The organism is Paenibacillus farraposensis (assembly GCF_020736845.1).
In the GTDB taxonomy this organism is placed as follows: domain Bacteria; phylum Bacillota; class Bacilli; order Paenibacillales; family Paenibacillaceae; genus Paenibacillus; species Paenibacillus farraposensis.
In genome coordinates this window covers 12,624-29,110 of record NZ_JAFFQR010000112.1, presented here as the reverse complement: position 1 = coordinate 29,110, position 16,487 = coordinate 12,624, and the positions used below count along the sequence as shown (strand labels likewise).

The following is a 16,487-nucleotide window of genomic DNA, read 5'->3' as shown; positions in this document are numbered from 1 at the left end:
AGAAGATGATTCGATCATGCATCGGATCTAATTTCTTGCTGGCGGTGGATGCTTTCAGAATAAAAAAGGTTTTTTTAGTCGAGAAGGGGAGATACACTAGATGAGCAATAGAAAGTTTAATGTAGCTGTCGTTGGAGCGACAGGCGCTGTAGGAGAACAAATCGTAAATCTGCTGGGAAGCAGAGATTTTCCTGTGGACAAAATCAAATTTCTTTCTTCGCCTCGTTCTGCCGGCACGTTAATTAGCTTTAAAGGCCAGCAAATTCCAGTAGAGATTGCCACCCCTGACAGCTTTGAAGGAATCGACATTGCCTTGTTTAGTGCAGGTGGAGACGTAAGTAAGGAACTGGCGCCACATGCTGTTCGTCATGGGGCAGTTTGCATTGACAACACGAATGCATTCCGAATGGAACCGACAGCTCCTCTTGTAGTACCTGAGGTGAACAGCGACAAAATTGCTGAACATCAGGGTATCATTGCCAATCCGAACTGTTCCACCATCCAGATGGTAGCTGCTTTGAAACCATTATATGATAAGTATGGCATTTCCCGTATTATTGTATCCACATATCAGGCCGTATCCGGTGCCGGAAGCCGTGCCATCGATGAGCTGAATCGTCAAAGCGCAGCCATTCTTAGCGGTGAAGAAGTTAAGCCTGACCTGCTGCCGGTAGGTTCGTTGCCGGTGAAGCATCAGATCGCTTTCAATGCAATCCCGCAAATTGATAAATTCCAGGACAACGGTTATACCCTGGAAGAAATGAAAATGGTACGTGAAACGAAAAAAATATTAGGTGACGAATCTGTTGATGTAACAGCAACGTGTGTACGTATTCCTGTCGTATATGGTCATTCAGAATCTGTCTATGTAGAGCTTAAAAAAGATTATGATCTGGAGGAAGTGCGCAACCTGCTGGCTTCGGCACCCGGAGTAACGCTGGTAGACGATCCTGCTGCCCAGCTCTATCCGCTCGCATCCGAAGCTGCGGGAAAACCTGACGTATTCGTAGGGCGTGTACGCCGTGATTTGAGCAATAGCCGTGGATTGAATTTGTGGGTTGTATCCGACAATCTGCTCAAGGGAGCGGCATGGAACGCGGTGCAAATCGCCGAGATTATTGCTGCAAATGCGGAGTAACGTTCCCAAGGCAGGGAGTAAGATGGGGGAAAAATGATGGGTATTTTAGTACAAAAATTTGGGGGAACCTCGCTGTCCACACCTGAAGCTCGACAACTGGTGCTGGGACATGTGAAGCGTGAACTGGAACAAAATGTTCAACTGGTTGTTGTGGTGTCGGCAATGGGGCGGAAAGGAGAGCCTTATGCTACGGACACGCTGCTTGACTGGGCAGCGTCTAACGGCGACAGTCTTCCGAAGCGCGAACGGGATTTACTGCTGTGCTGCGGTGAAATCATTTCTGCTGCTACATTGTGCAGCCTAATGGAGAACGAAGGTATTCCTGCCACGGTGCTGACTGGGGCACAGGCAGGTTTTATTACGGATGATCAATACGGCAATGCTCGTATTTTGGATATAAAGCCGGATCGTATTGTAGAAGAACTGAACCGAGGCCGGGTTGTGATTGTGACAGGCTTTCAGGGACAGACAGCACAAGGTGATTTGACTACGCTAGGCCGGGGAGGCAGCGATACATCAGCTACTGCTTTGGGTGCTGCTCTGCATGCGGATATCGTTGATATTTATACGGACGTAAACGGCATATTGACTGCTGACCCGCGCATTGTAGAAAATGCCAAGCCGCTTTCACATGTTAGCTATACGGAAATTTGCAATATGGCTCATCAGGGAGCAAAGGTTATTCATCCGCGTGCTGTTGAAATCGCGATGCAGGCGAATATACCGGTTCGTGTTCGCTCCACCTTCTCCGATGGGGAAGGTACGCTGGTTACACACCCTGAAGGCTTTAAGGATGTGGAGGCAGACATCGTAGACCGTTTCGTGACCGGTATTGCGTATGTGGGCAATGTCACTCAAATTACAGTAGAATTCAAGCCAGGTTTGGAACATTTGCAGCTGCAAGTATTCAAATCCATGGCCGGGAATGGAATCAGTGTCGATTTCATTAATGTCACTCCGTCCGGGGCGGTTTACACCGTATTCGATCATGATGGAGGCAAAGCGGTTGAAGTATTGAACGGTTTGGGCCTGGAGCCTAAGATTCTGGCCGGGTGCGCTAAGGTTTCGGTTATAGGTGGCGGTATCAACGGGGTACCGGGCATTATGGCGACGATTGTAGAGGCATTGGCAGAATCAAATGTACAGATTCTTCAATCAGCCGATTCCAACACGACCATATGGGTGCTTGTAAAAAAAGATGATATGGTGCAGGCTGTACGTGCACTGCATAATAAATTTGAACTCCATCAGTAGGCGCATGTCCGTGCTTGGACTTTGGAAAAAAAGGAGGCAGCATGGTGAACTTCGGCAGACTGATTACCGCAATGGTGACACCTTTTGATCAGCAAGGAGAGATTGACTGGACTGCATTGTCCTCGTTGATTGATTATTTAATAGAAGAACAACATTCAGAGTCACTTGTTGTATCAGGGACAACAGGCGAGTCCCCTACGTTGAGTGATGAGGAAAAAATCAAGCTATTTGCATTTGTTGCAGAAAAAGCAGCCGGACGATGCAAAATCATTGCCGGAACCGGAAGTAATAATACACGTCATTCCATTCATTTGACCCGCGAAGCGGAGCAGGCAGGGGCAGACGGTGTGTTATTGGTAGTACCTTATTATAATAAACCGAATCAGGAAGGGATGTATCAGCATTTTGCAAGCATTGCCAATTCTACATCCCTTCCGGTTATCCTTTACAATGTTCCAAGCCGCACTGCAGCGAATCTGACAGCTGAAACAACACTGCGGCTTGCGCAAATTCCGAATATTGTGGGAACCAAAGAATGTGCATCACTCGCGCAGGTCACACAGATTGCTGCAGCAGCTCCGGAAGGCTTTGTGGTTTATTCCGGGGATGATGCTTCCGGATTGCCTGCGATGGCTGTAGGCGCATATGGTATTATTAGCGTAGCCAGCCATGTAGTAGGGACAGAAATGAAGCAAATGATTGATGCGCTTGTGGAAGGACGTGCGCAGGAGGCAGCCAAGCTGCATCAGCAATTGTTCCCGATTTTCAAGGGCTTGTTTAGCTGTCCTCATCCGTTGCCCAATCCAGTGGCTGTAAAATACGCGCTGGAACTGCGGAATGTAAAAGTAGGTTCGGTTCGGTTGCCGCTTATTCCTCCTACCGAGGACGAAGCGGAATTTATCAAGCAGCTATTGAATTGATTTACGACCTGACGACATCTTTACCCATGAAGGGCGTTCTATACGAACGTCCTTTTTTGCTGTCCTATGATCTAGAATATAGCCAAACAGACAGGGATTAATTGTTTAAGTTGGCAAGGGGAAACCTAGCGTGACGACAGGATGACTTGTTTTTTCGTATTTTAATCATGTATAATGGGGTCAAGTGACTGGGTGCGGTATTTTTTTGAAAATTAAATAAACAAATCAAGGTACGACGTCCAACTACCATAGGAGGTTTAGATTCATTTGTCTAAAAAAACAAACAACGATAAATTGATGATTTTCGCTTTGGGCGGCGTCGGTGAAATCGGGAAAAATATGTATGTCGTTCAATACGGCAATGACATTGTCGTGGTGGACTCCGGCTTGAAATTTCCGGAAGAGGACATGCTTGGCATTGATATCGTTATTCCTGATATTTCCTACCTTACAGAGAACCGCGACAAAGTAAGAGGCATTGTGCTGACTCATGGTCATGAGGACCATATCGGTGGTTTGCCTTACGTGCTGAAACATTTGAATGTGCCTGTATATGGTACCAAATTGACGCTGGGGTTGGTGGAGAACAAGCTGAAGGAAGCGAATCTGCTTGGCGAAACCAAACGTATTTTGATCAATGCTGACTCTGAAATCAAACTGGGTTCCACGCTGAAGGTAACATTCTTCAAAACGAATCACAGTATTCCGGATTCGGTAGGGATCTGCATTGATACTCCTGAAGGCGCAGTTGTTCATACAGGTGACTTCAAGTTCGATCATACTCCGGTAAATGGACAGTATGCGGATTTACAGCGTATGGCTGAAATCGGTGCGCGTGGCGTACTGGCTCTTTTGTCAGACAGTACCAATGCGGAAAAGCCGGGCTTTACACCTTCGGAAAAGAGCGTTGGCATCGTGCTGGAGGATATTTTCCGCAAGTCGAGACAGCGTGTGGTCGTAGCAACTTTTGCCTCCAACGTACACCGCATTCAGCAGGTTATCAATGCTGCGGAAGCGACAGGGCGCAAGGTAACAGTTATCGGCCGCAGCATGGTGAATGTCGTAGGAATCGCTGCTGATCTGGGTTATCTGGAGATTCCAGACGGAATGCTGATCGAGCCTGAAGAAGTTGGCAAGATGTCAGCAGATCGCGTCGTTATTCTCTGCACAGGCAGTCAGGGCGAGCCTATGTCCGCTTTGACTAGGATGGCTCGTTCCACCCACCGTAAAGTGGATATTCTTCCAGGCGATTCGGTCATTATCGCAGCTACGCCGGTACCTGGCAATGAAAAATATGTAGGCCGCACGATTGATGAATTGTTCCGTTTAGGCGCCAATGTATACTACAGCGCAGCTAATCCGGGTATCCATGTTTCCGGACACGGAAGTCAGGAAGAACTCAAGCTGATGTTGAACCTGATGAAACCTAAATTCTTCTTGCCTATCCATGGTGAGTTTAGAATGCAACGACGTCATGCCCTTCTGGCCGAAGGAGTTGGCATCGATTCTGAAAACATCTTCATTACAGACATCGGTGAAGTGATTGAAATTCAGAATGGCAGTGCGCGCAGAGCTGGTAAAGTTACAGCAGGCAACGTTCTAATCGACGGACTGGGTGTAGGGGATGTAGGTAATATCGTATTGCGTGACCGCAAATTGCTGTCACAGGACGGTATTCTGGTCGTCGTGGTTACGCTGAGCAAGCAAGACGGTACGATTAAATCAGGACCTGATATCATTTCCCGTGGTTTCGTATATGTCCGTGAATCGGAAGGTTTGCTGGATGAAGCTAATCGTATTGTCTCAAGTACGCTGCACAAGCTCATGAGTGAAAATGTAAATGAATGGGCTTCTCTCAAAACAAATGTCAAGGATGCACTGGGTCGCTTCTTGTACGAGCAAACTCGTCGCAGACCGATGATCCTGCCAATTATAATGGAAGTGTGAGCCAATTGAAATTTGTTAGAAAACCTGAATTAAAAACGTAGTCACAGGCACACAGTCGCCTCTCTTCCCTTTGGAAATATTGGACGGTTTCCGCGGGAGGAGAGGCTTTTTTTGATTTTGCTGCTGAGGAAAAGCATGGGGATGAGTATAAAATATTCCATGGCCATCCCATACTAGAGGGTGAATACGGGTCACATAGATGCGTAAAGCGAAAGGAAGATCACCCATATGAAACCATATAGTAACCTGTCATCTGGCAACGAGGAAACAGCAACTCCGGATCAACCCGAAGTGGGGCAAAGACCTGCTTTACCTGCTATGGAGGCCTTGCAGCAGCTGGGACAAACCTCCATGCCGGGGAGTGAATCCAATGTTTTCTGCATGACGATTATCGGTCAAATTGAAGGACATCTGATTTTACCGCCGCAAAACAAAACAACCAAATATGAGCACATTATTCCTCAACTGGTAGCAGCAGAGCAAAATCCCCGGATTGAAGGCTTAATGATATTGCTGAATACAGTTGGCGGTGATGTAGAAGCAGGACTGGCTATTGCAGAAATGATCGCCTCCATGAGTAAACCAACGGTGACCATCGTCATTGGCGGGGGCCATAGCATCGGTGTACCTATTGCCGTGTCATCCACTTATTCCTATATTGCAGAGAGTGCAACAATGACCATTCACCCCATTCGGATGAGCGGCCTGGTCATTGGGGTCCCGCAAACATTTGAATACATGGAAAAAATGCAGGAGCGCGTCGTGCGGTTTGTCGTTTCCCATTCCCGGATCACAGAAGAGAAGTTCAAGGAACTCATGTTCAAAACCGGGGAGCTAAACCGCGATATCGGCACAGCAGTTGGTGGAGCTGATGCAGTAAAATATGGCTTGATAGATGCGGTTGGTGGCATTGGAGAGGCAATGAAACAGTTGAATGCCATCATTGAGACACGCCGCCAGCAAAACGGGCTGCCAGGGGCTCAGCAGCAGGCTCCGTTAACTCCTTTTCCACCTAATGCTGCAGGTAGTCCTGCCGAGACGATTTCAGGTGAGCGTGATAAGGAGCTGCCCCAATGACCCTATATACGGTAATGCCAATGGAAATGGTGTGGGAGGGGATGTGGAAGGAGCCAGAAGCGCTTGCAGAGGTTCGGGTGGATGGTCTGCTTATGCAGGTTCAGCCGCTTGAAAGCCGTCGTGGAATCATTGTCCGATTGCTGGAATGTCCGCTGGAAGCCTACCTGAATCCGCGTTATGAACCAGGACAAGTGATCGAGTGGTCGTAGAAGGTGTCGAATAGGACGAAAATCGGTCGTTTATTGCAGGAAAAGAACATATGTGCGGATACCCGATGACGTGGTATAATATTCTTCTGGGGGGTGACCTTGTATGTCCAGAAGAAGAAAAAAGAAAAAGAAAGCCGTGTTTGGCGGAGTTCTTAAATATGAAATTTACGGCATTGTGCTGATTACATTGGCAGTCATTGCGTTGTCGGGTGAAGCGGCAGTAGGTCGATCGCTATCTAAAATGTTCGGACTCGTACTGGGAAAATTCTTTTTTGTTATCCCATTGATCGGTATTTATTACGGTCTGATGGTGATGATTCATCGAAAATGGCCGAACCAGTGGAACTCACGTAAAACGGGATTGCTGCTGCTGGTATTTGCCTTTACACTTATGAGTTCTATTTCGTCTATGGAGCAGCGTTTGGGGCCAATTCATGCGCTTCAGCCGGGCGGGGTGATGAGCCAAATACATATAGATATGCGTGAGCAACTGCTGTCGCCTGACAGGGAAGGTCATACCTCAATGCTGAGCAAGGATATCAGCGGCGGGTACGTGGGCGCATTGCAGCTTATCGTTTTGTTGTGGCTGTTTGGACTTACTGGGGCCAAGCTGATTATGATTGTGATGTTTGTGATTTGCTTCATGCTGCTGACCCAGCTGTCTTATGTGGATCTGGTGCGGATTGTACGGACCAAGCTGCTGACAGCAGGGGGGAGCGTGCGGAAAAAGTGGAATGGAAAAGCGACTCCACTTTCGGCTTCTGGCAAAGGCAATAGAAAAGTCAAATCCGAGCCCATTCCTGCCTATGAGGAGGATATGGATGATGACTTTGATGAAAGACAGCCGTCGGCGCGCAAGCAACCGATTTTCTTTCAGTTGTTTGGCCTCAAAAAATCAGATAAAACGGACAAGGAACTATTTTCCGCCCATGGGGATGAGGAGGAGCAGGGGCTTCCATATGAAGCCGAGGCTGCACTACCTAGGTGGGGATATGAAAACCAGGGGGAAGAGCGAGCTGATGTGGTCGAACATGCAGAGGAGGAAGCTTCAACTCCGGTGAAAAGGTCACCGATTATTCGGGACTTCTTTGAACAAGTGAAGCATGAGGAAAGAAAATCGGAAGCTGGATCGGAGGAGTCTGGGGTAGGAACAGAGCAGACGGGCGAGGCTTATCATGAACCGCTGGATGCTAGCTTCTCGGAAAGTAACCTCACGGAGGCCGCTTTGCGAACAGATATGGACAATGTAGACGTGACGCAGGGTACGGTCGAAAGAATTGAAGGGCACGTTCAGACGACTGCAACCGGGTTGACAGGTGAAGAGACGGAAGGCTCCGGTGCAGCCGTTCCTGCTTCACCGCCACCCAAGCCGTATAAGCTCCCGTCGTTTCGTTTGCTTGCCAAACCGCAAAGCGCAGGCAAAGGCATGGGGCAAAAGGATTATATGCAGACAGCACGCAAGCTGGAGGCAACGCTGGAAAGCTTTGGTGTGCGGGCGAAAGTGCTGGAGGTTGTCCGTGGGCCTGCCGTAACGCGTTATGAAATTCAGCCGGACATTGGTGTGAAGGTTAGCCGGATTGTGAGCCTGACGGATGACATTGCGCTTGCACTTGCTGCAAAAGATATCCGTATGGAAGCTCCGATCCCCGGTAAATCCGCTATCGGAATTGAGGTCCCGAACAATGAAGTTTCCATCGTTACCATGCGTGAAGTTATGGAAACGACCGTTTTCCAGGAGTCAGCTTCCAATTTGTCCATTGCATTCGGACGTGATATTGCAGGGCAGACCATTGTCGGGAATTTAGCCAAGATGCCCCATTTGCTCGTCGCCGGTGCAACGGGCTCTGGTAAATCCGTGTGTATTAACGGGATTATCACAAGTATCCTGTACAAGGCAAAGCCGGATGAGGTTAAATTCCTGATGGTCGATCCCAAAATGGTGGAGTTGAACGTGTACAACGGAATTCCGCATTTGTTGGCTCCAGTCGTGACTGATCCAAAGCGTGCCTCACTTGCGTTGAAAAAAGTCGTGGTTGAAATGGAAAAACGCTATGAGTTATTTTCCAAATCAGGAACTCGTAACGTTGAAGGCTACAACAATTTGATGAAGGATAATCCGGCTGCCTTTTTGCCTTACATTGTCGTCATTGTGGACGAGCTGGCGGATCTGATGATGGTGGCTGCGGGAGATGTGGAGGATGCCATTGCACGCCTTGCCCAAATGGCACGTGCCGCAGGTATTCATCTGATCATTGCAACGCAGAGACCTTCGGTTGACGTAATCACTGGGGTCATTAAAGCCAATATTCCTTCACGTATTGCCTTTGGTGTCTCTTCGCAGGTGGATTCCCGTACCATATTGGATATGGGAGGAGCTGAGAAACTGCTCGGACGCGGGGATATGCTGTTCATGCCAATGGGAGCTTCCAAGCCGGTTCGTGTTCAGGGGGCGTTCATGAGTGATCAGGAAGTGGAGAACATCGTGAACTATGTGCGTGAACAAGGTGAAGCGCAGTATGATGAAACACTGGTACCGGAGGTGGAAGAGGTATCGGCTGATGCAGATGAAATGCTGGATGAGCTGTATGATCAGGCCGTTACCATCATTCTCGAGGCCAAGCAGGCCTCGGTATCTCTCCTGCAGCGACGGATGAGGATCGGTTATACACGCGCTGCCCGGCTGATTGATTCCATGGAGGCTCGCGGAGTGATTGGTCCTTATGAGGGCAGCAAACCTCGCGAGGTGCTTATTTCAATAGAGCAATATCAGCAAAATAAAGCTAGCTCATAATCATTAGCTTTTATCCAGAACTACATGAAATCGCTGTTTGCACATTCGGGGCTTCAATTCGCCGCTCCATTCGTACAGACAGCGTTTTTTTGTGCTTTTTTCCCGAAGTAACGCCTGCCTGCTCAAAGAAGATTAAAAGGGTGAATAGCTTCAAGCAGAGCTTGTCATAATAAACGTAGCCATCCTGTTAATCCCACAAAAGAAAGGTAGAGCGCAGCATATGAAAAAGACAATGATCTGGATTTGCACAGGTATTCTTGTAGCCTCGGCGATTACGTACACAGGGCTTTTTAAAAATGATTCTGCACACCGGCAAGCTGAGCCGCTCAGTGCACAGCAGAAAGTACAATCGGCGCAGCCTTCTCAGCCGACATTTAGCTCAGAGGCGATTGAGTTTGGTTCATATGGTCAGGATGTTTATGAGCTGCAATCACGCTTGAAGCTGCTCGGCTTTTTCGGCGCGCAGGTGGACAGTCAGTTTGGCAGCAGTACGTTAAAGGCTGTCAAAGGATTTCAAAAGGAATTTGGCATGACTCCGGATGGAGTGGTTGGAGCGAAAACAAAGCTGAAGCTGGTAAACGCTACTCCTCACTGGAAACCGACGGAAACCCCTTTGCACCGTAAAAATCAAGCTTCCGCACAAGAACAGACAGCGGCCAATAATGATCAAACAGATGAAACGATGGGATCGGCCAACACGATGGGGCTATCTGAAAATGATCTTAAAATTATGGCCAATGCGGTCTATGGTGAATCCCGTGGCGAGCCGTTTGAAGGTCAAGTTGCCGTGGCGGCAGTTATTTTGAACCGGGTCAAATCACCCGATTTTCCAAACACACCGTCCGGGGTAATTTTTCAACCAGGGGCCTTTACAGCTGTAGCAGATGGTCAAATCTGGCTCACCCCGAATGAAACTGCACAGAAGGCAGTGCGTCAGGCATTAAACGGCTGGGACCCAAGCGGAGGTTGTCTCTATTATTTTAACCCAAAAACAGCCACCGCCAAATGGATTTGGAGCCGTCCGCAGGTAAAGACGATTGGTCAGCATATTTTTTGCATGTAAACCGTCGAAGCAGCCGGAAGCTTGTCTTTCGGTTGCTTCTTGGCTTTTGCATCGTTAGAATAAAGATTGGTACACTTTACCTCTTTACAGGAGAATGATCTAGAGCAGTTCATGTGAATAAAATGGCTGGACGAAATTGACGCCACAAAGGAGTTTTGGACTTGAATATAACAGGTTTCGAGCGTGGCACGCGCAGACAATTAAGGATTCATGTGCTGCCGACCAAACGCTTTAAGACGTTTGCCATATCATTGTATGCAGGTACTCCACTTCGAGAGGAAACCGTAACCCGAGTCGGACTGATACCTTTCGTATTGCGAAGAGGTACAGAATCTTTCCCCCAAACGACACAATTCAGAGAACAATTGGAGCAATTGTACGGGGCGGGCTTTGGATTCGACATCTATAAACGCGGAGATTATCAGATCGTACAATTTCGCATGGATACGATTAATGACAGCTTTGTAAGCAGCCCGGACAGCTTGCTGGACCGTTCCTTTGCTTTTCTCGGAGAAGTATTAACAAGGCCTGCCATGGAAAATGGTACTTTTCGAACCGACTATGTCCAGCAGGAGCGAGAAAATGTAAGAAAGAAGCTGGAATCCATCGTTAACGATAAAATGCGTTATGCCGCTGAGCGCTGCATGGAGGAAATGTGTAAAGATGAGCCTTATCGTCTGCATCCTCTCGGTCAACGCTCTGATTTGGAAAACATAGATGCACAGGGTCTATATCAGGCTTATGGAGACTGGCTAAACCATGCCAGCATGGATTTATACGTTGTGGGCGATACGACACTGGATGAAATAGAGAAATACGTTGACCGTTATTTTCAGCTAAACCGTTCAGCGGAAGCAGGGTATGTTCCCGAGCAGCCCAAATCCGTGGAGCGTGATGTCCAAACGGTGGTTGAGCGGCTTGATGTGAATCAGGGCAAGCTCAACATGGGTTTGCGTACCCCCATTACGTATGGTGATGATCGTTATGCTTCTGCCCTGATGTACAATGGAATTTTGGGCGGATATCCGCATTCCAAGCTGTTCGTCAACGTGCGGGAGAAGGAAAGCTTGGCCTATTATGCCTCATCGCGGTATGACGGGCATAAAGGCATTGGCACGATTCAATCCGGGATTGAAATTCCTAATTATGAAAAAGCGGTTAGTATTATTCGCAAGCAATTGGAAGATACGCAAAATGGAGCGATTACCGAACTGGAAATGACGCAAACGCAGGCGATGATTCGCAACTTGCTAAAGGAAATGCAGGATTCCGCTTTTGAAATGATCGCCTATGATTTTAACAGACAGCTTTCCGGCAAAGAACGGACGGTAGATGAGCTGCTGAGCCAGGTGGAAGCTGTCAAGGTGCAGGATGTTCAGGATGCCGCCCGGACGTTCCGACTGGACACTATTTATTTCTTGAGAGACCAGAAGGGGGAATAGCGGGTGGAGCGCATACTTTATGAACGTGTGCAGGAAACGTTGTACTATGAAGTAATGGATAACGGCTTGCATGTTTATGTATTACCCAAACCGGGTTTTCAGAAGACGTACGCCACATTTGCAACCAAATACGGCTCCGTTGATAATCATTTCCGTGTGGAAGGCCAACAGCCGATCAAGGTACCAGACGGGATTGCCCATTTTTTGGAGCATAAAATGTTTGAAGAGCCTGAAGGCGATATTTTTGCTACTTTTTCTTCCAATGGGGCTTCAGCGAACGCATTTACGAGCTTTGATCAGACTGTATATCTGTTTTCCGCAACTGAGCGTATTCAGGAAAACTTGACGACTCTGATCAATTTTGTGCAGCATCCTTATTTTACAGATGAAAATGTAGAAAAGGAAAAAGGCATCATTGGCCAGGAAATTAATATGTATGAGGACAACCCGGACTGGCGGAGCTACTTTGGACTGATTGAAGCACTATACAAGGTTCATCCGGTGCATATTGATATCGCAGGTACGGTTCAATCCATCAGCACGATTACAAAGGAAACGCTTTATCGTTGCTATGAAGCTTTCTACCACCCGAGCAACATGATTCTTTTTGTGGTCGGTGGGGTTGATGCGGCGGAAGTAATGGAACTGGTGCGGAACAATCAGGCGAAAAAGGAATATAAGCCGCAGGGAGAGATCGAGCGGATTTTTGATAGGGAGCCTGCCGCGGTTGCAGAACCACGTCGTGAGGTAAAGCTGGCGGTTTCTCTGCCAAAGCTGCTGTTTGGATTCAAAGAGGCCAGGGTGGGCCTGACAGGTGAACAATTGCTTCGTCATGATCTGGAAAGCAAGCTGATGCTTGAGCTCCTTTTTGGTTCCAGTACACAGCTGTATCAAAAACTTTACGATGAAGGTTTGATTTCAGACAGTTTTGGCCATGAGTACAACTGTACGTCACAGTATGCCTTCTCTGCAATCGGCGGGGATACCAAAGATCCGGATCGGCTGCTGGCACGAATACGTGAAGAGGTGGAGTCAATCCAGCAGCAGGGCTTTTCGGTAGAGCATTTTGAACGGGCGCGCAAAAAGAAAATCGGCGGTTATTTGCGTACACTTAACTCACCCGAAAATATCGCGCATGAATTTACAAGACATCGCTTTCGGGATAGCGATTTTTTTCAATTGCTTCCGGTTTATGAAAGCATTACGCTGGAGGATATCAATCGCCGTCTGAATGATCATATCCAGTGGGATCAATTAGCAATATCTTTGGTGGTGAGTCCGTAATGCCCAGGGAGAGGGAACCGATGAGTACCAGGGACGGAGCTTTAAAAGCTATTGGCGACATGACCGTGCTAATTACAGGTGCAAGCGGGGGAATTGGGGCGGCAATTGCCGAGCGATTTGCATCTGTAGGAATGAATGTGGTCATCCACTACATGAAATCCCATGAAAAAGCGAATGAGGTTGCCCGCCGTTGTATGGTTTATTCGGGCAAGGTGATGACAGTGTCAGCAGATCTGCGCAGCAAGGAGCAGATTGAACGTATGCGGGAAAAGCTTGAAAATCACGGAATGAAGCCGGACATTCTTGTGAATAATGCCGGATTATCGCATTATGGACTGCTGTCGGATGTTTCCGAAGAGGAATGGGACGATGTGATGGCCGTTAATGTGAAAGGAACCTTTTTGTGCTCGCAGGCTTTTATGCCGCATATGATTTCTCAGCGCTATGGCCGCATTATAAATGTTTCATCCGTGTGGGGCATATGTGGCGCCTCATGTGAGGTGCTGTATTCCACCACCAAAGGAGGCATTAACGCTTTTACTAAGGCGCTGGCTCAAGAGGTTGCACCGTCCGGTGTGACGGTGAATGCTGTGGCTCCGGGTGCAGTGGATACATCGATGCTCGATCATTTGGATGAGGGGGAAATTACCAGTCTGCAAGAGGAAATCCCTGCCGGGCGGTTGGCCCGACCTGATGAAATTTCCTCCTTGGTCTATTTTCTTGCGCTTCCTGAGTCAGGTTATATTAATGGGCAGGTCATAAGTCCCAATGGAGGATGGGTGACCTGAGGAAGATAGCGCTTGGACGAATCCACCAGTATAGTAAGCGTCTGAGAAGAGAATATTACAATTGTTGATTTTAAATCTGAATCATCTAAGGAGGATTTAAGCATGTCAACAGTTGTCAAGGATTTTGATGTTTGGAAAAAGTTCCTCGGGCAGCGTGTAGAGCAAGCGGAGAAACTGGGAATCAGTCAGGATACCATTGCCGAGCTTGCTTATGAAATCGGCGATTTTCTGGATGAGAAAGTCGATCCAGCCAACCATTCTAACCGCGCTCTGAAAGAACTGTGGGAAGTTGCCGATGAAAGTGAGCGTCACACCATCGCCCGGTTAATGGTCAAATTAGCCAAAAGCAACGTATAAGCAGGAATTTACAAGAAAAGCCCCCTTTTGTGGGGCTTTTCTGTAATGGTTACAGAGCTGTTCTTGTAATTCCATTGTAATTTATATATCATAAACGTGATTGAGACATACAATCATCAACAAGAACTTTCAGGCTCTCAATAATTGGCTTTTGTCGTATGCTGGTATTTTATGATACAATAATGCTTTGATTTGGTATTTCTGGTGGTTTTGAATGTGAATGAGGTGCTGACGTGACAGAGGAAACAAAACAGTGGTACATGGAGTACAAGATACATAAAAATCGACCTGGACTGCTAGGGGACATTGCTTCCATGCTTGGTGTTCTGGGGGTTAATATATTAACGATCAACGGTGTTGAAGGTGAAAGACGGGGGATGCTGCTGGAGACGGACGACGATGAGAAAATACGTATTCTCGGCGATACGTTAAAAAAAGCCAGCAACATTACTGTCACGGCCCTGCGTGCTCCGAGACTGGTCGATATATTGGCGGTAAGACATGGCCGTTACATTGACCGGGATTCGGATGATCGTAAAACATTCCGTTTTACACGGGATGAGCTTGGGTTGCTGGTCGATTTTTTGGGTGAAGTATTAAAAAGGGATGGTAATCAGATCATTGGTCTTCGCGGAATGCCGCGTGTAGGTAAAACCGAATCCATTATTGCCAGCAGCGTGTGTGCCATGAAGCGCTGGACCTTTGTATCCTCGACACTTTTGCGGCAGACGGTGCGCAGTCAGCTTTCAGAAGAAGAAATGAACCCCAACAATGTGTTTATTATTGACGGGATTGTGAGTACAATTCGCTCTAATGAAAGACATTATCATTTGCTGCAGGAAATTATGAGCATGCCGAGCACCAAAGTAATTGAGCATCCTGATGTATTTGTGCGTGAATCGGGATACAGCTATGATGATTTCAATATTATTATTGAGCTTCGCAATAATCCGGCTGAGGAAATTATCTATGATACCTTTACAGCCAGTTATACTGAAGATCTTTAAATAAGCGTAATCACACAAGGAGATGATGACATGCCAGAACTGGGTCAGCAATTAAAGGAGGCCCGGCTGCAAAAAGGATTGAGCCTTGACGATGTTCAGGAAATGACGAAGATACGTAAACGTTATTTGGAAGCCATTGAGACAGGCGATTACAAAGTGCTGCCGGGAAGCTTTTATGTCAAAGCTTTTATTAAAACGTACGCCGAAACGGTTGGTTTGAACCCCGATGAGATTCTGGAGGGACATCATAGCAATGTGCCTGAACCTGAACCGGAGGCGATTATGGAGCCTGTCACACAGAAACGTTCCAGCCGTCCCGCTACAATAGGGAATCTTAAATGGTTGCCTACTGCGTTAATGTGGCTTTTTCTAGTTCTTATTGTTGGGGTTATTTATGCTTACTGGGTAAGCAACAATCATTCAGCTCCTAAAACAGCAGAAGACACAACACCGATGACAACACCAAGCACAGCACCAGACTCGTCATCTACCCCTGATACTGCAAAAGGTGGAACTACGACGCAACCAGGGACCACAACACCAGCTCAACCGGATAATAGCGCCCAAACGACGGCTCCTAATGGTGGTGGCGGGCAGACCCCTGATGCAGGACAAACGGGACAGACTCAGCCAGGGGGGACAGGAACAGGTATTCCCGATGGAACTTCACCAGGGACTGGCCAGCAGCCCGATACGGCTGCACCACAACAAGGTGTAACTGTGGTACAGGACGGCAAGCAAGGCAAAACGACGATTTTCAAGGTCTCCAGTGCAACCGGGGCTACGGTCAAGGTTGATATTAAAGCAACGGGTGAAAGCTGGCTTGAAGTATACAAGGGACAAAACTCCCGTGGTGAAAAGCTGAGCTATGGTATGACTAAAAGCGGAGACGCCATGTCGTTTGATATTGGTCCGGAAGGCTTATATATCAAATCAGGACGATCTTCTGCTACAGATATTTCCGTAGCTGGTCAGCCGATAACCGATAACAAATCAACGACTCGCGTACTGATTCAGCCAGGAGAAGCTTCCTCTACCGGGACGAGTGCCGGGGTGACGGGTTCACCCGCGGATACGACGACAGGTAGTAATACGAACTCAGCTCAAAGCGGTACAGACTCTACAACTACGACCGGCGAATAAACACCTGCATGCGAGTAGATAATATGACTGTAATTCTTGGATGGTCAGTCATTTTATTTCCGCAAAG

14 protein-coding genes are annotated in these 16,487 nt (G+C 47.7%); all 14 read left to right on the top strand.

What is annotated here, in order from left to right; translation table 11 throughout:
• Positions 1 to 100 precede the first annotated feature (100 nt).
• Positions 101 to 1,138 carry an aspartate-semialdehyde dehydrogenase gene (locus JO375_RS18585; protein ID WP_229525863.1) on the top strand — a complete coding sequence of 346 codons (1,038 nt, stop codon included), beginning with the start codon at positions 101 to 103 and terminating at the stop codon, positions 1,136 to 1,138.
• A 36-nt stretch (positions 1,139 to 1,174) separates the two neighbouring features.
• A complete protein-coding gene (gene dapG / locus JO375_RS18580) occupies positions 1,175 to 2,392 on the top strand; it encodes an aspartate kinase (protein WP_229525862.1) in 1,218 nt (405 codons plus the stop codon).
• A 41-nt stretch (positions 2,393 to 2,433) separates the two neighbouring features.
• Entirely contained in the window at positions 2,434 to 3,312 is an 879-nt protein-coding gene (dapA, locus tag JO375_RS18575; RefSeq protein WP_229525861.1) for a 4-hydroxy-tetrahydrodipicolinate synthase, read from the top strand.
• A 267-nt stretch (positions 3,313 to 3,579) separates the two neighbouring features.
• On the top strand, positions 3,580 to 5,259 hold the full coding sequence (locus JO375_RS18570; protein ID WP_229525860.1) for a ribonuclease J: 1,680 nt from the start codon (positions 3,580 to 3,582) through the stop codon (positions 5,257 to 5,259).
• 228 nt (positions 5,260 to 5,487) lie between these two features.
• Positions 5,488 to 6,336 carry a ClpP family protease gene (locus tag JO375_RS18565; RefSeq protein ID WP_229525859.1) on the top strand — a complete coding sequence of 283 codons (849 nt, stop codon included), beginning with the start codon at positions 5,488 to 5,490 and terminating at the stop codon, positions 6,334 to 6,336.
• Positions 6,333 to 6,545 (top strand): YlzJ-like family protein, encoded by a 213-nt coding sequence (locus tag JO375_RS18560; RefSeq protein ID WP_229525858.1) that lies wholly within the window; start codon positions 6,333 to 6,335, stop codon positions 6,543 to 6,545. Before JO375_RS18565 ends, JO375_RS18560 begins: the two co-directional genes overlap by 4 nt.
• A gap of 103 nt (positions 6,546 to 6,648) precedes the next feature.
• Complete coding sequence (locus JO375_RS18555) at positions 6,649 to 9,336, top strand: FtsK/SpoIIIE family DNA translocase (RefSeq protein ID WP_229525857.1); 2,688 nt, start codon at positions 6,649 to 6,651, stop codon at positions 9,334 to 9,336.
• Positions 9,337 to 9,556: 220 nt separating this feature from the next.
• Positions 9,557 to 10,399, top strand: coding sequence for a spore cortex-lytic enzyme (gene sleB, locus JO375_RS18550; protein ID WP_229525856.1), 843 nt, complete (start codon positions 9,557 to 9,559; stop codon positions 10,397 to 10,399).
• 161 nt (positions 10,400 to 10,560) lie between these two features.
• Complete coding sequence (yfmF, locus tag JO375_RS18545) at positions 10,561 to 11,841, top strand: EF-P 5-aminopentanol modification-associated protein YfmF (RefSeq protein WP_229525855.1); 1,281 nt, start codon at positions 10,561 to 10,563, stop codon at positions 11,839 to 11,841.
• A 3-nt stretch (positions 11,842 to 11,844) separates the two neighbouring features.
• Positions 11,845 to 13,125, top strand: a complete 1,281-nt coding sequence (gene yfmH, locus JO375_RS18540) for an EF-P 5-aminopentanol modification-associated protein YfmH (protein WP_229525854.1) — start codon at positions 11,845 to 11,847, stop codon at positions 13,123 to 13,125.
• Positions 13,126 to 13,145: 20 nt separating this feature from the next.
• Positions 13,146 to 13,913, top strand: a complete 768-nt coding sequence (gene ymfI, locus JO375_RS18535; protein ID WP_229525853.1) for an elongation factor P 5-aminopentanone reductase — start codon at positions 13,146 to 13,148, stop codon at positions 13,911 to 13,913.
• 102 nt (positions 13,914 to 14,015) lie between these two features.
• Complete coding sequence (locus JO375_RS18530; RefSeq protein ID WP_229525852.1) at positions 14,016 to 14,270, top strand: DUF3243 domain-containing protein; 255 nt, start codon at positions 14,016 to 14,018, stop codon at positions 14,268 to 14,270.
• A gap of 233 nt (positions 14,271 to 14,503) precedes the next feature.
• Positions 14,504 to 15,277, top strand: coding sequence for a DUF3388 domain-containing protein (locus tag JO375_RS18525; protein WP_229525851.1), 774 nt, complete (start codon positions 14,504 to 14,506; stop codon positions 15,275 to 15,277).
• A gap of 30 nt (positions 15,278 to 15,307) precedes the next feature.
• On the top strand, positions 15,308 to 16,420 hold the full coding sequence (locus tag JO375_RS18520) for a helix-turn-helix domain-containing protein (protein ID WP_229525850.1): 1,113 nt from the start codon (positions 15,308 to 15,310) through the stop codon (positions 16,418 to 16,420).
• Positions 16,421 to 16,487 lie beyond the last annotated feature (67 nt).